This is a genomic window from Aquirufa sp. TARAVU-A1A (assembly GCF_054558675.1).
The window spans coordinates 1-17,225 of the sequence record NZ_JBPXKP010000008.1 but is presented as its reverse complement, the minus strand read 5'-3'; the positions used below and the strand labels follow the sequence as shown (position 1 = coordinate 17,225).

At 40.4% G+C, this 17,225-nt stretch carries 16 protein-coding genes; 6 read left to right on the top strand and 10 right to left on the bottom strand.

The genetic code is table 11. The annotated features are described in order from the left end of the window. Positions 1 to 18 precede the first annotated feature (18 nt). Complete coding sequence (gene ald / locus V7S75_RS10900) at positions 19 to 1,104, top strand: alanine dehydrogenase (protein WP_459513855.1); 1,086 nt, start codon at positions 19 to 21, stop codon at positions 1,102 to 1,104. Here ald and V7S75_RS10895 read toward each other — a convergent pair. The 3 genes from V7S75_RS10895 to V7S75_RS10885 are packed head-to-tail and all read right to left on the bottom strand — an operon-like array spanning position 1,099 to position 5,018. Further along, positions 1,099 to 2,388, bottom strand: a complete 1,290-nt coding sequence (locus V7S75_RS10895; protein WP_459513853.1) for a TolC family protein — start codon at positions 2,386 to 2,388, stop codon at positions 1,099 to 1,101. The genes ald and V7S75_RS10895 overlap by 6 nt on opposite strands. Before the next feature lie 4 nt (positions 2,389 to 2,392). After that, positions 2,393 to 3,976: a DHA2 family efflux MFS transporter permease subunit gene (locus tag V7S75_RS10890; protein ID WP_459513851.1), complete on the bottom strand. Its 1,584-nt coding sequence runs from the start codon at positions 3,974 to 3,976 to the stop codon at positions 2,393 to 2,395. Between the two features lie 4 nt (positions 3,977 to 3,980). Further along, positions 3,981 to 5,018 (bottom strand): HlyD family secretion protein, encoded by a 1,038-nt coding sequence (locus tag V7S75_RS10885; RefSeq protein ID WP_459513849.1) that lies wholly within the window; start codon positions 5,016 to 5,018, stop codon positions 3,981 to 3,983. An 81-nt stretch (positions 5,019 to 5,099) separates the two neighbouring features. Between V7S75_RS10885 and V7S75_RS10880 the strand changes: the two genes are divergently transcribed. Beyond that, positions 5,100 to 5,594, top strand: a complete 495-nt coding sequence (locus V7S75_RS10880; protein ID WP_459513848.1) for a MarR family winged helix-turn-helix transcriptional regulator — start codon at positions 5,100 to 5,102, stop codon at positions 5,592 to 5,594. Here V7S75_RS10880 and V7S75_RS10875 read toward each other — a convergent pair. The 4 genes from V7S75_RS10875 to alaS are packed head-to-tail and all read right to left on the bottom strand — an operon-like array spanning position 5,587 to position 11,232. Then, the gene (locus tag V7S75_RS10875; RefSeq protein WP_459513846.1) at positions 5,587 to 7,020 is read right to left on the bottom strand and encodes an ATP-dependent DNA helicase; all 1,434 of its coding nucleotides are present in this window, start codon (positions 7,018 to 7,020) and stop codon (positions 5,587 to 5,589) included. The two genes, V7S75_RS10880 and V7S75_RS10875, sit on opposite strands and share 8 nt — an antisense overlap. 9 nt (positions 7,021 to 7,029) lie before the next feature. Further along, complete coding sequence (locus V7S75_RS10870; RefSeq protein WP_459513844.1) at positions 7,030 to 7,629, bottom strand: aminotransferase class IV; 600 nt, start codon at positions 7,627 to 7,629, stop codon at positions 7,030 to 7,032. A gap of 2 nt (positions 7,630 to 7,631) precedes the next feature. Next, positions 7,632 to 8,603, bottom strand: coding sequence for an aminodeoxychorismate synthase component I (locus V7S75_RS10865; protein ID WP_459513842.1), 972 nt, complete (start codon positions 8,601 to 8,603; stop codon positions 7,632 to 7,634). A gap of 1 nt (position 8,604) precedes the next feature. Then, positions 8,605 to 11,232, bottom strand: coding sequence for an alanine--tRNA ligase (alaS, locus tag V7S75_RS10860; RefSeq protein ID WP_459513840.1), 2,628 nt, complete (start codon positions 11,230 to 11,232; stop codon positions 8,605 to 8,607). 113 nt (positions 11,233 to 11,345) lie between these two features. On the opposite strand from alaS, the gene V7S75_RS10855 reads away from it, so the two are divergent. Beyond that, on the top strand, positions 11,346 to 11,669 hold the full coding sequence (locus V7S75_RS10855) for a MerR family transcriptional regulator (RefSeq protein WP_377976339.1): 324 nt from the start codon (positions 11,346 to 11,348) through the stop codon (positions 11,667 to 11,669). Between the two features lie 32 nt (positions 11,670 to 11,701). Beyond that, positions 11,702 to 12,805, top strand: a complete 1,104-nt coding sequence (dprA, locus tag V7S75_RS10850) for a DNA-processing protein DprA (RefSeq protein WP_459513838.1) — start codon at positions 11,702 to 11,704, stop codon at positions 12,803 to 12,805. Here dprA and pyrE read toward each other — a convergent pair. Beyond that, on the bottom strand, positions 12,802 to 13,440 hold the full coding sequence (gene pyrE / locus V7S75_RS10845; RefSeq protein ID WP_377976335.1) for an orotate phosphoribosyltransferase: 639 nt from the start codon (positions 13,438 to 13,440) through the stop codon (positions 12,802 to 12,804). The two genes, dprA and pyrE, sit on opposite strands and share 4 nt — an antisense overlap. 94 nt (positions 13,441 to 13,534) lie before the next feature. Between pyrE and V7S75_RS10840 the strand changes: the two genes are divergently transcribed. Continuing rightward, positions 13,535 to 14,230 carry an NUDIX hydrolase gene (locus V7S75_RS10840; protein WP_459513837.1) on the top strand — a complete coding sequence of 232 codons (696 nt, stop codon included), beginning with the start codon at positions 13,535 to 13,537 and terminating at the stop codon, positions 14,228 to 14,230. On the opposite strand, the gene coaD is transcribed toward V7S75_RS10840, so the two are convergent. Continuing rightward, positions 14,209 to 14,667, bottom strand: coding sequence for a pantetheine-phosphate adenylyltransferase (gene coaD / locus V7S75_RS10835; RefSeq protein WP_377976332.1), 459 nt, complete (start codon positions 14,665 to 14,667; stop codon positions 14,209 to 14,211). The genes V7S75_RS10840 and coaD overlap by 22 nt on opposite strands. Continuing rightward, entirely contained in the window at positions 14,664 to 15,362 is a 699-nt protein-coding gene (locus V7S75_RS10830; protein ID WP_459513834.1) for a DUF3822 family protein, read from the bottom strand. The genes coaD and V7S75_RS10830 overlap by 4 nt, the downstream gene beginning before the upstream one ends. A 110-nt stretch (positions 15,363 to 15,472) precedes the next feature. On the opposite strand from V7S75_RS10830, the gene V7S75_RS10825 reads away from it, so the two are divergent. After that, the gene (locus tag V7S75_RS10825; protein ID WP_459513833.1) at positions 15,473 to 17,086 is read left to right on the top strand and encodes an ABC-F family ATP-binding cassette domain-containing protein; all 1,614 of its coding nucleotides are present in this window, start codon (positions 15,473 to 15,475) and stop codon (positions 17,084 to 17,086) included. Positions 17,087 to 17,225: the final 139 nt, after the last annotated feature.

The window sequence follows — 17,225 nt, the reverse complement described above, 5'->3', positions numbered from 1 at the left end:
TTTTTTAATCAACATCCTATGAAAATCGCTGTTCCAAAAGAAATTAAGATTCAAGAGTTTCGCGTAGGTTTAACGCCTGCCGGTGCACAAAGTTTGATCCAAGCAGGTCATTCGGTTTATGTAGAAACCGCTGCTGGTTTGGGTTCAGGTTTCCCTGATGAGGCTTATCAAAAGGTTGGTGCTCATATTTTACCTACAGCTGCTGCTATCTACGAGATAGGCGATATGATCATTAAAGTGAAAGAGCCGCTTGCTGCTGAATTTCCTTTAATTAAATCGGGTCAAATCCTATTTACTTATTTCCACTTCGCGGCCTCTCGTGAACTTACGGAAGCCATGATTCAATCAAAAGCAATTTGTATTGCCTATGAAACGGTTGAGCTAGCGGACCGAAGCCTACCACTATTAACACCTATGTCGGAAGTTGCTGGTCGCATGGCAATCCAAGTTGGAGCCTATTTTTTAGGTAAACCGCAAGGTGGCAAAGGGAAAATGTTGGGGGGTGTTCCTGGTGTCAAACCTGCTAATGTATTGATTTTGGGTGGTGGTGTCGTAGGTACGCAAGCCGCGAAAATGGCTGCAGGATTAGGAGCTAATGTGACCATCATGGATACCAATTTGGCGCGTTTACGTTACCTGAGCGATGTCATGCCAGCGAATGTAGCAACCCAATATTCTACGGAATTCGCCATTCAAGAGCATTTGCCACAAGTGGATTTAGTGATTGGTGCAGTATTACTACATGGCGCCAAAGCTCCACATCTCATCAAAAAAAGTGATTTATCGCGTATGCAGCCTGGAACTGTGTTAGTTGACGTAGCTGTAGATCAAGGTGGCTGTATTGAAACATGTAAACCTACTACGCATGAAAATCCAGTTTATTTGGTTGATGGAATTCAACATTATTGTGTAGCAAATATGCCTGGTGCCGTTCCTCAAACCTCTACACAAGCTTTAACCCAAGCCACCTTGCCTTATGCTTTATTGATTGCCAACGAAGGCTGGGAAAATGCTTGTAACAAAAATGAGGCCCTGAATAAAGGCCTCACTTTGAAAAACGGTCAATTGATAGATGCAGGTTTAAAAGCCCTTTTCAAATTATAATTCCCAGAATTTAACACCCTTGGTTTTTAACAAGTCCAATTGTTGGAGGTTCAATTGCAATTTGAAATTTTCCTCTTGCAATTGGGCTTCTTCCAAGGTGTTTTGAATTTGATCTAATTCCAACTGCTTAATCGTTCCTTCTTTGTAGCGTGCTTCGCCTAATTGGTACGCGTATTTAGCTTGCTCAATCAATTGGTGTTGAGTTGCCAATTTCGCTAAGATCGTTTTCGTATTCGCTTCCCCTTGACGTTGTTCGTAAGCTAATTTTGTGTTAGCATCCTCTTTTTGTAATGCAATTCGCTCTTGTTGAATTTGAGCGATATTTTTCTGCAGTGAAGCACGTTTTCCTGAATAGATGGGCACATTTAATTTTAAGCCGACCATCGTGTTGATTTTAAAATCATCTGAAAAAGCTGGCACCTCGCCATTAATACGTGGCAAATAACCATTGCGTAAACCTAAGCTTGCAGCACCCGAAAGGGTAGGAGCACTCGCCTTTTCTTGCAAATTGATTTCTTGTTGGAGCACGGCATGTTCTGCATTCAATGATGCAAATATCGGATTGTTACTGATTGTCTCAGTCGATTGAATGCTGCCTTGGATAGGCTTAATAAGTTCTTTTACGGATTGACCTGTTTGAGTTTCCAGGTAATCTGTTAATTTGTTCAATTGCGTATCTGTTTCGCCAATCTTCGTTTCTTGATTTTGAATGCGAATACGAAGGCTCATGGCATCCAATTGCAAAGCCTCGCCTAATTTCAATTGCTGCTCTACAATTGCCGATTGAGATTTAATGCGAACCAATTCCGATTGCTGGATTCGCAATACATTTTGCAAGAATAGAATTTGATGATAAATCGTTGCGATTTGGTAAGCGATACCGAAAGCGCTTTGTTCTATTTGCGTTTTGCTTAATTGAGTTTCCAACTGGCTTTTTTCGATGGCTATTTTGTTCTTCCCCCAATCATATAGCGTCTGGCTGGCCACGAAATTCGTATTGTAATTCATATTGGGTTGAAACTGCAAAACCGCCGGCGCTCCACCCATCGCAAAGGTTGCTTTGGAAACAGGGTCTACGCGTGTGATACCCGCCTCATAAGCAATCGTAGGTTTGTCTAGGGATTGTTGGAGTAGCGTTTTTGTGTCTCCAATACGCAATTGTGTTTTTTGCGCTTTTAACGCTGGTGCATAGTCTAAAGCCTTTTTCACCAAAGCGGATAAATCTGCATTGGTTTGCGCTTGTAAACTAAATGTGGCAAAAATTAATAAGGCAATTTTCTTCATAGCATTAATGAGCCTCTTCACTGGCTTTTAATATTTTTTCAATTTCTTTTTTGTCTTTCTTAGGCGTTTTTATCAAGAATACGAATGGGAATATCAAGATAAAAATGATCGATACTAAGCGGAAGGTATCTAAATAAGCCAAATAATAGGCCTGCTTCGTTACAATAAGATCGATCTGTTTGTAAGCCATTTCGCTCGCGCGCTGAATTTCCCCTGTCTTCTGAGCGAGTGTCTGGCTAATGCCTTGAAAACGCTGTTGGAATAACGGATTCTCTGCCGTTACATTGGCTAATAAATCACTCCGATGTTGTGCCGCTCTCGTCGTTGCATAATTGTTGGCAACCGCAATACCAAAAGCTCCACCGAGTTGGCGAATCATATTCGTCAACGAAATCCCTGAGGCATATTCTTGCGGTTTTAATCCAGCAACGGCTTGATTTATCAAGGGCATTTGTAAACAAGAAACCCCGATCACACGCAGCATCTGCATGGGAAAAAAGTCCCAACGGCCCATATCACTCGTGGATTCCCCTCCAATAAACCCAAATACAATGTAGATTAATATGCCAAAAACCATAAAGGGAAGTGGTTTGGCGCCTTTGGAAAGGGCCCGACCAATCACCGGGAATAAGAATACACCTAAGAACGTCGGAACCATTAGGGATAAACCTGTCTCAGTGGGTGTTAATCCATTGATTCGTTGGACCATGATCGGATAAACGAATACCGACGTAAATAATCCAAATCCACCCACGAGCGTGAATATCGAGCTCATGGTAAAGGTTTGATTTTGGAATATTCGAAGGTTAACCACAGGTTGTTTGGTATTCAACTCTTGGTAAATAAACGCAGCTAAGCCACCTACGAAAAGTACGGCGCACGTGTTGATTAATTTGGAATCAAACCAACCTTCAGATTCTCCTTTTTCCAACATGAATTGTAGTCCACCTACGGCAACCATCAGGAAAAGAATTCCAGGATAGTCGATTTTCATGTTTCGTCGATTCGCTCCTTCGCCTTCCTTCCGATCAATGTAAACGAGCGTCAAAATGACAGCGACGATACAAATAGGAATATTAACAAGGAAAATATCAGACCAGTGAAAATTGTCCACTAAATAGCCACCTAAAACGGGACCTAATGAGGGTCCTAAGATAATTCCCATACCGAAAAATCCGGATGCCATGGGGCGTTCCTCAGGTTCAAAAGCATCAAATAAGATGGCTTGAGAAGTGGATAATAAGGCTCCTCCACCAATACCCTGGATGAATCTCCAGAAAACAAGTTCCCACAATCCATCGCTCATGCCACAAAAATAGGAGGCTATACCAAAGAGAATCATGGATCCTAAGTAGTAATTTTTCCGACCAAAGTATTCGCCTAGGAATCCGGTCATAGGAATAATCACCACGTTCGCAATCGCATAACTAGTAATTACCCATGCGATATCTTCGATGGTTGCTCCTAATGCCCCTGATATTTGATTCAGGGCCACATTGACAATAGTCGTGTCCAATAACTCCATCACGGCAGCCGTAATGGTGGTTATGACGATAATAAATTTGGCAAATCCTTTCGGGCGCTCCATAGAATTAGTTCAATGGGATAGAAACTTCCAAAGACATCCCAGCACGTAACATCGCTTTGTATTTCGCTAAATCTGTAATTTCGATTTTAACAGGAATACGTTGGGTTACTTTTACAAAGTTTCCTGAAGCATTGTCTGGAGGCAATAAAGAAGTTTTTGCACCAGTAGATTCTGAAATAGAAACGACTTTTCCTTTTATCTTCTCATTTGGGAAGGCATCGATGGTTAAATCGGCTTCCATGCCCGCACGTAAATGTTGAACTTGTGTTTCCTTGAAGTTCGCTACGACCCAGAACGTATTGTTATCAACAATCGTCATTAAAGGTTGTGATACTTGGATGAATTGTCCAGGCTCAATGGCTTTCTTGCCAATTTTACCGGAAACAGGGGCTAATACTTGGTAATAACCCAATTTTAATTTTTGTTGGGCGATTTTTACCTCCTTGTTTTTTACCAAATTCTCCGCACGCTTCACAGCAGATTCTTGAATCGCTAATTTGGATTTTGTACTTGTGATTTCGTCGATCGCGCCATAATATTTGATGTTCGCTAATTCAACTTGATCTTTCGAATCTAAATATTGTTGGTGCGTAATTGCTTTTGCTTTCTCTAGTTCGCCATTGCGAGTTAAATCGCGTTCTGCTTTCGACTTTAAATAGTCTGCCGTTTTCACTTGAGCTTGTTGTGCCACAATCGCTTTTTGTAAACTAAGCAAGTTCGCTTTTGCAATGGTTACATCAATGCGCGCTTGTTCTAAATCTACTTCCATTTCGGATAAAGCTAATTTAGCTTCCTCCGAATCAATTTCAACCAATACAGCACCTTGCTTCACTTGCTCGTAATCGTGTACATTCACGGTTTTAACGAAACCAGCTACGCGCGGCAAAATGGGCACAAAGTAGGTTTCAATCTGTGCATTGTCTGTTTCTTCGTGTGTAGTAGCATGGCGATATTTCGTATAGCCGTAAAATGCGCCTACAAGAACAATAGTTCCTAAAATGATTTTAGGTAAGTTTTTTTTGGGTTTCGGAGTGTCAGTCATCTTGTCTAATTTGTTGCAAAGCTACATGAATTTTTAATAAAGTCAATTTGGTTGACTAAATTATATCGTTAAATTTGCGTTATGAATGAAGCGCGTGAGGATTCACAAATTTTTCTTTCCCGACTATTTGCCAAGTCTTATCGTATTATTAAGGCGCTAAATGCTCGTTATTTGGCTGAATTGGGCTATAATGATTTTAAAGTAGGTCACCTGATGGTGATGATGAACTTAAAAGAGGATGGGACGACGGCTGCAGAAATTGCCAAAAAAGTCCGTGTGACCAAACAAGCTATGAGTAAGCTTGTACAAGAATTAATTGAAAAAGGGTTTCTTCAAAGTATTAAACATCCGACGGATCAACGGGCAAGTTTAATTCAAAAAACCTCACAAGGATCTGCATTCATTGAAGCCTTGCATGTTTGTCGGACGAAAGTAGATCAAGAGATTTCAACCGTAATAGGGGATGAAAAATTAAGCCAACTCCATGCAATCTTAGGAGATTTGATGCATTATTTTGAATCAGATAGTTTATTGGATTCTGAAAATGATTCCTTGGCGACTTCTAAGCTTAATTAAAGAAGCGTTCATGGAAGTTGACTAGAAATAATTCATGTGTAGCACGCGTGATGGCTGTATAGAGCCAGCGGATATATTCAGCATCAATTTGGTCATCTTTTAAATAACCCTGTTCCACAAAAACGGCTTTCCATTGACCACCTTGTGATTTGTGCGTAGTCAATGCATAGGCAAATTTGACCTGAAGTGCATTCAAATATGGATCCTTGCGAATCGCCTCTAATCGTTCTTTTTTCTTTGTAATATGAGCATAATCCTCACAAACGGAATCATAAAGTTTTTTGTTTCCTTCTTTTCCTAATGCTGATTCAGCTGAATGCAAGGTGTCTAAAAGGATTTTGGCTTCGATTTCTGGATGTTCCTCATAATCACATAAACGTAAAGCAACATTCATAAATCGGAATCCATGCATTTCCTCTTCTTTCTTAATCTTTAGCACCTCCACAAAATCACCATTGGCCAAAAATCCTGCCGGTGAATCTTCGTCCAACCAGTGATAATTGTTGCGAACAATCATTAGTAAATCACCTGAGGATATTTCGTCTTCTTGATACAATATCGTCCGACGAACAAATTCGTTGAACTGAACGGCACTTTTATTCGAACGCGTTAAGACGATGGTATCTTCTTTGCCAAATTTCCGATACGCATAATGCATCCCATCTTCCATCTTTTCACCGGTCATGCGAAAAAAGTCTTTGAATGATGCGGTATTAAACTGTATCGATGTAGAATTGTGCGCTAATAAGCCACGTAAATTGGTCGCATTATATAATATCCCCGAATGAATGTCTTGCCGCATGACGTCAATTAATTCATGGTCCATGACATCCATGTGGAATTCCCCGGATATATAATCTTTGGAAAGGGCAGGCGATAGGCTTTTTCCTACTGGAGGTAACTGAGCCGTATCACCTACGAATATCAATTTATTGCCTGTATGGCCATTTTCCGGATTCGTGAAAACATATTCAATTAAGTCGGTCAATAAACTGTTTTGTCCAAATTCCGATTCATCCGTAATCATGGAAGCCTCGTCCACGATAAAAACCGTGTTTGTGGCATAATTATTCATTCGTTGGAATACCAAAGCTCCCGAATTGGGATTACTGACTTGTCGGTAAATCTTCTTATGAATCGTCGAGGCCTTTTTTTGGGAGTAATTAGCCATGACTTTCGCTGCCCGACCGGTAGGTGCCAATAATTGCGTTTTGTACGAAAAGCTACCTAAAATCTTGATGAGCGTGGAGATGACCGTTGTTTTACCCGTTCCCGCATAACCACGAATAATGAATGTCAACGGAGCCCATTCGTCCTCATTGAGAATGAAGGTGCTTAATTTATTGAATAATTCCGCCTGCGAAGGTGTCGGTTCAAAGGGGAATTTTTGATGCAATAAAAAAGCGGGACTCTTGGTGCTACTCATAATGTGAAATTACACAATTGCATCGGCGATGGCAATCGAGTTTTCGATAGATAGAGGACGAAATACATTAATCAAGCAAATTCGTTCGTATTGGTCTAATTCATCCACCAAAATATCAGTTTCTTCAACTTGGTCTTCGACTAGCAAGCGCGCGCGAGTTGTGCCCCAATGCATAGGAGCCTCTGGCGTATACCAAATACCCTCTTTTAGGAAGGCTAAATTCGCGAAGGTACAATCCTGAATAATCCCATCTTTATGGAAAATCACTTCGTCAGCTTCCGGATGCGCATTTAAAATACTTTGGAAAAATCCGCGCTCTGCCCATTTGAATCCATAATCGATTTCACCGCTATCAACCAACGTGAATGTCTTCACGATTTTGGCTTCGTAAGGTAATACTTCGATGCTTTGAGGATCTTCATTGTAGGTGATGCGCAGTCGGTGAATGCCTTCCTTAGGTAATTCGATTTTCTCGATTTCCTCCTGAACATCGAACGGTTCCCATTCTGAAAAAAAGGCCTCAAAGGTTTCATTAACACGCATTTGATGGTAGTCAACATGCTGAGCTTGGCCGTTCGAGATGCAAATGGTTTCTAAAAATGAGAACATAGCTAAAAGGGGAGATAAACTTTTTGAATTAATTCTTCGTATTCTTTTTGCGGATCTGATTGGATGGTAATTCCTCCTCCGCTTTTAAATATCTTTTGTTGGCTTCGTTGTTCGATAAATCGAATCATGACACCTGAATCTAGATTTTTACCATCAAATTTACCCATGATCCCTGTGTAAAATCCTCGATCATAGGCTTCGGCATCCTTGATGATTTGCATCGTTGATGCTTTTGGTGCTCCAGTAATAGATCCAGCAGGTAAAAGTGCTTGTAAAATTTGTCCTAATTTACCCTGGAATTGGGGCATGATATCACCCGAAATGACGGATGACATTTGCCAAAGATTTCCCTCATGGGTCTTAATTTCTTCAACGTATTTGTAACGATCAACGTGGATAGGAAAGGCAATTTGACTTAAGTCGTTTCGAATTAAATCTACAATCGTCGCATGTTCTGCTTGTTCCTTCGGGTCATTTTGCAACATTTTGGGGCCTTGTTCAGTCGCCGAAGATGTACCTTTCATCGGATAAGAATATATTTTTTGGTCGCGAATTTGAACAAAACATTCAGGGGAGAAAACAACAAAAGCCTCTTGGACTTGTAGCTTATAGCGTGCGTTCGCGTTTTGATAGATTTGAGCTAAACTCGCATCGGTTTCAATAGGCGTTTCTGCTGTTAAATTAACTAGAAAACTGTCGCCACGTCTTAAGCCTGCTTGAACTTGTTTGAATTTTGACTCGTATACTTCAAACGATATGGGGCTTTTGGAAAATTTGAATGAACCCGCATGCAGGGGATTTTCTTGACGAATAGAAAATTGAATTCCCAAAGCATTGGCCTCTTTTTCCGAACCAGCCCATGCCTGAGAGCCGTCGTAATTAATATAAAATACGAAGGGTATGCCTAAGCTTCCCCATGTATCCAATTGTTCAGATACTTCTGCCAAGGATACATAGGGAATGGATGGATACATCCTATAAGTAGTTTTGAGCTAATTCAAGTACTTTGTTTAATCCTGCAGGATTTTGTCCACCGGCTGTCGCCAAGAACGCTTGACCACCGCCGCCGCCTTGTACTTCTTTCGCTAATTCGCGAACGATTGTACCTGCGTTTAAGGATTTCGCTTCCACCAAATCTTTGGAAATAGCCAAAGCTAAACTTGCTTTGCCTTCAATTTCAGCCACCAATAAGCAAAATAAAGATCCTGCCTCTGTCTGTAAATCAAATGCTAAATTCTTCAATGCATCCGCCGTTGGAACTGATACCTGTTGGATTAGCGCCGGGATACCCGATTTTGCATCGATTTGCTTCATTAATCCCGTTTTCAAACCTCCAATTTCTTTGGCTTGATAGTTGGCAACCGTTTTTTGTAGGCTATTTGCCTGTTCTATTAAACTAGCCACCGCTTTCACTAAATCCTTCGGTGCCTTTAGTAAGGCATTTAATTCCGAAATAATAGCTTCTTGTTCGCTCAAAAGCGCATAAGCTTGTTGGGACGTAATCGCCTCAATCCGACGCACACCCGTCGCCACGGAAGTTTCTGTAATGATTTTACAAAGTCCAATTTCACCCGTTGCAGGTACGTGCGTCCCTCCACAAAGTTCAACGGAATAATTCTTGTCAAAGGTGATTACGCGAACAAAATCACCGTATTTTTCTCCGAACAAAGCCATCGCACCTTTCTCCTTCGCTTGCGCGATAGGAACATTGCGTTCTTCCATTAATGGAATGTTCTCAGCAATTTTGGCATTGACGATTTGCTCGATTTTTTGAATTTCTTCGTCGGTCACTTTTTGAAAGTGCGAAAAGTCGAAACGCAATAAGGCTTCATTTACTAATGAACCTTTCTGTGCCACATGATTTCCTAACACTTCTTGTAAAGCTGCTTGTAATAAGTGTGTTGCGGTATGATTTTGGGTGATAGTCCTCCGACGACTTACATCGATCGATGCAATTACTTCCGCATCCGCAGCTACCTGCTCTATGCGGGCATCACTAACGAAATGAACAATAAGGTCATTTTCCTTTTTCGTATCTAAGACTTGAAGCGTAATGCCTGAAGGCTTGAAAGTTAATGTTCCTGTATCGCCAACTTGCCCTCCAGATTCAGCATAGAATGGTGTGGTTTCAAGGACAACTTTGTATTGTACTCCACCTTTGTTTTGTACTTTTTGGTATTTTAAAACTTGAGTAACTGTTTGCGTTTCATCATATCCAACGAATGAAACCTCTTCGCCTTCACGAACGATCATCCAGTCCTCAGCACTTGCTCCAGCATCTTTACGTGAACGATCTTTCTGCGCCTGAAGTGCTTTGTTGAAACCTGCCTCATCAATATCCAACCCTTTTTCACGCGCAATTAAAGCGGTTAAGTCAATCGGGAAGCCATATGTATCGTTCAATTCAAACACATCATCACCAGAAAGAACTTTGCCTTTGCAATCTTCCATCAATTTGTCAAGGCGAATTAAGCCTGTCGACAACGTGCGTAAGAAAGATACTTCCTCTTCATAAATCACTTTAGCAACAAAAGCTTCTTGAGCAATTAATTCATCGAAAACGCCAGCGAATTGCTTGGCCAACAAAGGCACTAATTCATGCATGAATGGCTCTTTGAAGCCTAAATAGGTGTAACCATAACGTACGGCCCGACGTAAAATACGACGAATCACATAGCCCGCTTTTGCATTTGATGGCAATTGGCCATCTGCAATACAGAACGCAATGGCACGAATGTGGTCGGCAATAACGCGCATCGCAATATCTGCCCATTTTTCATCTCCATATTGTTTACCTGCTTTTTGTGCTAGGTATTGAATCGTGCCTTGGAAGACGTCCGTATCGTAGTTGGACTGCTTTCCTTGAATCGCCATGCAAAGACGCTCAAATCCCATGCCCGTATCCACGTGTTTGTTTGGCAATGGAACTAATGATCCATCAGCCATACGCTCAAATTGCATAAACACGTTGTTCCAAATCTCCACTACCTGAGGATGGTCTGCATTCACCAGGGATTTTCCAGATACTTTGGCAACTTCATCTGCATCACGTAAATCGATGTGAATTTCCGAGCAAGGACCACAAGGACCTGTTTCACCCATTTCCCAGAAATTATCTTTCTTGTTACCGTAGATGATACGATCTTCACCAACAATCGCTTTCCAAATATCAAAAGCTTCCTGATCGAACGGAACGCCATCTTTTTTGTCACCTTCAAATACCGACACATAAATGCGGTCTTTGGGTAATTTAAATACCTCTGTTAATAATTCCCATGACCATGTTAATGCCTCCTGCTTGAAATAATCACCAAATGACCAGTTGCCCAACATCTCAAACATCGTGTGGTGATACGTATCAAATCCTACATCTTCGAGGTCATTATGCTTACCAGAAACGCGTAAACACTTTTGGGTATCCGCAATACGCTTCGATGGGGGAGTTCCGTTGCCTAAGAAAAAGTCCTTAAACTGAGCCATTCCTGAGTTGTTGAACAAAAGAGTGGGGTCATTTTTTGCCACTAATGGGGCAGAAGGGACGATTAAGTGACCTTTGGATTTGAAGAATTCTAAAAATTGTTGGCGGATCTCCGGTGAAGTCATGCGCTTATTTTGGTAATGGGTTGGTTTAATTCTCGAGCTTTTTTATTTTTGTTTAAACAAGAATCACAAAATTAGTTTTTTTTGCTGAATTTTTGAACCAAATAAGGGCTTTTATGAATTTAGACAAGCAATATTATTCCATTTCCGAAGTTGCTAGCCTTTTCAAGGTCAATACGTCTAAATTACGCTATTGGGAAACGCAATTCCCACATTTATTGCCCAAAAGAACGGGAAAAGGCATTCGTAAATACACACCGGTCGACATCGAAAAGATTGCTATTTTAGTGGATCTTATCGATAAGCAAGGTTTGACTATTGAAGGAGCGAAGTTGGCCATCAAGAAAAACGGTAGCCCTAAAAATCCGAATCAGGCGGTGATTGACCAACTACTTGATATTCGTCAATTTTTACAAGTTATTTCCGAGGGTTTGAATTAAAACGTCTGTTACTTGGCTCGAAATAGAAATCGATGCAAACAGAATTGTTTTACCAAATTGCTTTATCGCGTATTCCACAGATTGGTGTTGTGAATGCCCGCCGACTGATGTCTTATTTCGAATCAGCATCCTCGATATTTTCAGCTAATCGTTCAGATTTATTAAAGATTCCACACATCGGCCCAGTCTTAGCCGAATCGATTTTTCAAACACATATTCTCAAGGAAGCAGAACAGATTATAAAAACATGTGACCAGTCCAATGTTCGAGTTTTATTTTATCAGGATGTTGACTACCCGGACCGCTTGAAGCAAATTTATGATGCTCCGATTATTTTATACCAACAAGGCAACGTTGATTTAAACGCAGAATGTTTGTTGGCCGTCGTAGGAACCCGAAAAGCAACGGATTACGGCAGGCGTGTTACCACAAAACTTGTAGAAGAATCTATGGGAGCTCAGGTCACATTTGTTAGTGGCTTGGCTTATGGGATTGATGTGGAAGTTCACAAATCTTGCATTGACCACCAAATCCCTAACATTGCTGTGTTGGCAGGTGGATTTAATCATATTTATCCTGCTAAGCATAAAAAGTACCTCGATCGTATGCTATTGAACGGAGGTATCATTTCCGAATATCCATTGCATGAAAAGCCGGATCCCCGGTTTTTCCCTTTGCGTAATCGGATCATTGCTGGAATGACGGATGCGACTTTGGTGGTGGAAGCTGCGGAAAAGGGTGGGGCACTAATTACCGCTGACTATGCGAATAATTACCATCGGGAGGTATTCGCTGTTCCGGGAAATTTGGATAAACTATTTTCGGAAGGATGTAATCGATTAATTCAGAAGAATAAAGCGATTATTTATACGGATTTTAATCAATTGTGTGAGCAAATGAACTGGGGAAATATTCCGAATAAAATTAAACCGAGTAAACAGCTAGGTTGGTCGCGTTTGACGGAACCAGAAACGGAATTGATGGCTTTACTAGCTAAAAATGGGGAAATGCCCTTGGATGAATTGGCCTGGAAGCTACAAAAAAAGGTGACCGAAATTGCGATCACCTTGATTAATTTAGAATTCCAGGGCATGGTCAAAGCCTTGCCTGGATATGTTTATCGAATTAAAAATTAAACGCCCCAAGTACTTGGGTTCACGCGCCAATCTTGTAAAGTCACTAGTTGCGTATCTGAAATGTAATCTAATTTGATTGCTTCCTCTACGAGCACATCGTAATTGGATAAAGTAACCAAAGGAATGCCTGCATTTTGGAAATTCTCATCTGCGATTCCAAAACCATAGGTGAAAATAGCTGCCATTCCCAATACTTCTACGCCGGCTTGTTGGAGTGCTTCCGCCGCCTTCAACGAACTTCCACCCGTAGAAATTAAGTCTTCGATTAAAACGGCTTTTTGGCCAGCTTTAACAAATCCTTCAATTTGGTTTCCCATGCCGTGTTTCTTAGGCTCAGGGCGAACGTAGCAGAATGGTAAATCTAGGAAATCGGCAACAAGTGCACCTTGCGCGATACCCGCTGTTGCCACGCCAGCGATGACATCCACATCTTTGAAATAGCCTTTAATCACGGCAGAAAGGCTGTTTTTGATATAAGTTCTAGCTTCTGGATCGGATAAGGAGATTCGGTTATCGCAGTAAATTGGTGATTTCCAGCCAGATGCCCAAGTAAACGGTTGGTCTGGACGTAATTGAATAGCTTTGATGCGTAATAAATGCTGGGCAACTTCTTGTGAAATGGTCAAATTGGACATGCGATATCGTTTCTAGTATATAAATACAAAAATAGTTTTTTCGGCTTATCTTATCGTTATTTAATTCTATTTTTGCCAAAATTAAATTTCCCTAATGGTCATTTTTATCGACGATCGCCCGATCAAATTAATTAATCGAAAGAAAAAACATAGCTATCCCCCGATGGAGGATTTTGATGTGATCATTGATGCGCGATTGAAGCCCGTGAAAATTTCAGATTTCAAAGGTCATACCTGTCTTTTGAATGTGAGCGTAGATGAAATGGGGAAAATTATCGAAGACTTGCATGGGAAAAAGCCTTTTGATTTTCATTCTTTATATATCTTGACGGGCATTAAGAAAGCGCTAAAAGAAAAGATTTGTTCTTTATATACCGTCATCGAAGCTGCTGGTGGTGTTGTGCAAAATGAAGCAGATGAAGTTTTGTGGATTTATCGCTTGGGTAAATGGGATTTGCCGAAAGGGAAATTGGAGAAAAATGAAAAGTTTAAGAAAGCGGCTGTTCGGGAAGTAGAGGAGGAATGTAATGTGAAGGCAACCTTAGTGGATAAAGTTTGTACCACTTTTCATACCTATTCGCATAAAAACCAACGCATTCTAAAGAAAACCAAATGGTATGCGATGCGTAGCAAGCATATAGCTAAATTGATTCCTCAAGTAGAAGAAAATATCGAAAAAGTAGAATGGTTGGGACCCGTAGCCATGAATAAGGCTGTTTCAGACACCTATTCCTCAATACGCTACGTGATGATTAAGTTTCAAGAAACTCAAATTCCATCTAAGGTATAAGGAAGGTATTGATCAATTTTGCTTCCGTAACGATGTAAGTCTCGGATAATTGTCGAGCTTATGGGTGCCAAGTGAGGCGATGTAATCAAAAATACGGTTTCTAATTCCTCGTTGATATGTCGGTTTACCTGCGAAATCGAGTTTTCATATTCAAAGTCCGTTGTATTGCGTAAACCTCTTATAATGAATTTAGCGCCCACTTCCTTCGCTACATTGGCCGTCAAATTCTGATACGTTACCACTCGAACGGGTTTTCCATGAAAGGTTTGTTCAATGTAACCTTTCATTTTTTCCAAATTGAAATAGCGATTTTTGTTCGAGTTTTGACCGATACCTATCACGATTTCGTCGAACAAAGTCAATGCGCGCAAGACAATGTCTTCGTGGCCTTTGGTAAATGGATCAAAGGAGCCAGGGAAAAATGCCGTTCTTTTCATGATAGTGGGATATTCAGTCGGGTTAAATCAGCAATAAGTTGGTCATTATTCGCACCAGGTCCTTGCAATTGGATGGTTTCTTGATTCCATTGGATTTCGAATGTCTCCCGAATAGAATGAATATAATATGCTAGGGCTAATTCATGTTCATAGGGGAAAACATTACATAATTGGAGCTTCCCGTGTTGGTAATAGTTCACATACGCATGATTCTCCTGCAAATAAATTTGAATTCTCGGATGAATATAGAGTTTCGTGCGACAAATTTCATTACCCACAAGGTGTTTGTATTGGACCTTTGCCAAAGGAAATAACATGGCTAATTGATCCTTCCAAACACTAGGAATCAGAAATAGCAAAATGGATTCAATCGTTGGGCAATGTTGCTCGTGTAATTCATGACCATCCATACAATGTTCACCTAAAGCTTTTTCTAGAAAAGCAATTCGATAAAGCGGATCATGATAGATGGCTGGGAGTAATAAAAAAGCTGGATAAATTACATCTATGACAAGCGTTTGAACTTGTGTAGGATCAATACTTGAATTTTTTAGGATTTTAGAAAGACTTGTAGAAGCCTGTTTCCATGATATTATTCCACCTTCTTGCAAAAGAATTCCTTGTTCACTTACCTGCAAATGCAAGCTTGTGCTTGTTCGTGGAGAATTCGTATGTAAATCAGTTTGCAAGTTCATTTTCTTTCAAAGTGCCCGAAATTGCAAAAAAAATAGGACAATAGATAAAAAATAGAATTTTTTTCTAGCCTCAAAATGCGTAATTTTGCGCCCTATTTAATCCAATTCGTATGTTATCAGTATCTAATGTCTCCCTTCGCTTCGGGAAAAGAGTGTTATTTGAAGAAGTAAATATCAAGTTTACCGAAGGTAACTGTTATGGTCTAATTGGGGCTAATGGTGCTGGTAAATCAACTTTTTTGAAGATTTTGTCAGGAGAAATTGAATCTCAAACGGGTAGTGTTTCGATGAATCCGGGTGAGCGTATGTCGATTTTGAAGCAAAATCATTTCGAGTACGAAGAGTTTCCTGTTCTTCAAACGGTTATCATGGGAAATAAGCGTCTTTATGATATCATGCAAGAGAAAGATGCCATCTACATGAAGGAAGATTTCACGGAAGCGGATGGAAACAAAGCAGCGGATTTGGAAGCTGAATTTGCCGAATTAAACGGTTGGGAAGCAGAATCAGAAGCAGCTACTTTATTAAGTGGTTTAGGTATCAAAGAGGATATTCATTATACTTTATTGCGAGATTTGAATGGTTCCGAAAAAGTGAAGGTGCTTTTGGCCCAAGCTTTATTCGGAAATCCGGATATTCTCCTATTGGATGAGCCTACGAATAACTTGGATATCGATTCGATACTTTGGTTAGAAGGTTTCTTGCAAAACTTTAAAAATACGGTGATTGTCGTATCTCACGATCGTCACTTCTTGGATAATGTGTGTACGCACATCGCCGATTTAGATTTTGGGAAAATCCAATTGTATGGGGGTACCTATACTTTCTGGTATGAATCGTCTCAATTAGCTGCACGTCAACGTCAAGATCAGAATAAGAAAACCGATGAAAAACGGAAGGAATTAGAAGAGTTTATCCGTCGGTTCTCGGCCAATGTTGCTAAGTCGAAACAAGCGACATCTCGTCAAAAGATGTTGGATAAATTGCAAGTGGATGATATCAAGCCATCATCTCGTAAATATCCATTCATTAACTTCAAGCCTGAGCGTGAAGCTGGAGATCAATTATTGAGTGTAGAAAACTTATCGGCTACGACAGAGGAAGGTGTACCATTATTTACGAATGTATCTTTTACAATCAATAAAGGTGATAAAGTAGCATTCTTAGCCAAAGATTCCTTAGCTATCACAGCTTTGTTTGATATCTTAATGGGAGAAGCGAAACCTACATCTGGCGAATTTAAGTGGGGTGTTACAACAACTCAAACTTATTTACCAAATGACAATGCGGCCTATTTCAAAGATGATTCAATGAATTTGGTGGATTGGTTGCGTCAATATTCAGTGGAAAAAGATGAAAGCTTTATTCGTGGATTCTTAGGTCGTATGTTATTCTCAGGTGAAGAAGCCTTGAAAAAATGTACGGTGATTTCAGGAGGGGAGAAGCAACGTTGCATGTTCTCTCGCATGATGCTATCAGGTGCGAATGTTTGTATATTCGATGAGCCTACCAATCACTTGGATTTGGAATCAATTACGGCCCTGAATAATGGAATGGTAGAATTTACAGGAACTATTTTATTCACTTGTCATGATCACCAATTAACGGATACTGTTGCGAATCGCGTGATCGAATTAGGCGCAAATGGCTATTTAGACAAATTGATGACCTACGATGAATTCATCACGGATTCAACGGTTAAAGCTCAGCGAGCTAAATTGTAGAATTACTTGTTGTGAGTCGTCCTAAAATAGGTTGACAGTTTTAGATTGATTTTAAGGGGTCGGAGAATATATTTTCTTCGACTCTTTTTCATGAATAAAGTTAGGGGTTTTCATGTTTAAATTTAGGTGGGGTCTCTCA

Coding starts and splice junctions, on each gene's coding strand:
- ald (WP_459513855.1), top strand. CDS start 19: ATGAAAATCGCTGTTCCAAAAGAAATTAAGATTCAAGAGTTTCGCGTA.
- dprA (WP_459513838.1), top strand. CDS start 11,702: ATGCAAACAGAATTGTTTTACCAAATTGCTTTATCGCGTATTCCACAG.
- V7S75_RS10830 (WP_459513834.1), bottom strand. CDS start 15,362: ATGAACTTGCAAACTGATTTACATACGAATTCTCCACGAACAAGCACA.
- pyrE (WP_377976335.1), bottom strand. CDS start 13,440: ATGTCCAATTTGACCATTTCACAAGAAGTTGCCCAGCATTTATTACGC.
- V7S75_RS10855 (WP_377976339.1), top strand. CDS start 11,346: ATGAATTTAGACAAGCAATATTATTCCATTTCCGAAGTTGCTAGCCTT.
- V7S75_RS10880 (WP_459513848.1), top strand. CDS start 5,100: ATGAATGAAGCGCGTGAGGATTCACAAATTTTTCTTTCCCGACTATTT.
- V7S75_RS10870 (WP_459513844.1), bottom strand. CDS start 7,629: ATGTTCTCATTTTTAGAAACCATTTGCATCTCGAACGGCCAAGCTCAG.
- V7S75_RS10865 (WP_459513842.1), bottom strand. CDS start 8,603: ATGTATCCATCCATTCCCTATGTATCCTTGGCAGAAGTATCTGAACAA.
- alaS (WP_459513840.1), bottom strand. CDS start 11,232: ATGACTTCACCGGAGATCCGCCAACAATTTTTAGAATTCTTCAAATCC.
- coaD (WP_377976332.1), bottom strand. CDS start 14,667: ATGAAAAGAACGGCATTTTTCCCTGGCTCCTTTGATCCATTTACCAAA.
- V7S75_RS10895 (WP_459513853.1), bottom strand. CDS start 2,388: ATGAAGAAAATTGCCTTATTAATTTTTGCCACATTTAGTTTACAAGCG.
- V7S75_RS10885 (WP_459513849.1), bottom strand. CDS start 5,018: ATGACTGACACTCCGAAACCCAAAAAAAACTTACCTAAAATCATTTTA.
- V7S75_RS10890 (WP_459513851.1), bottom strand. CDS start 3,976: ATGGAGCGCCCGAAAGGATTTGCCAAATTTATTATCGTCATAACCACC.
- V7S75_RS10840 (WP_459513837.1), top strand. CDS start 13,535: ATGGTCATTTTTATCGACGATCGCCCGATCAAATTAATTAATCGAAAG.
- V7S75_RS10875 (WP_459513846.1), bottom strand. CDS start 7,020: ATGAGTAGCACCAAGAGTCCCGCTTTTTTATTGCATCAAAAATTCCCC.
- V7S75_RS10825 (WP_459513833.1), top strand. CDS start 15,473: ATGTTATCAGTATCTAATGTCTCCCTTCGCTTCGGGAAAAGAGTGTTA.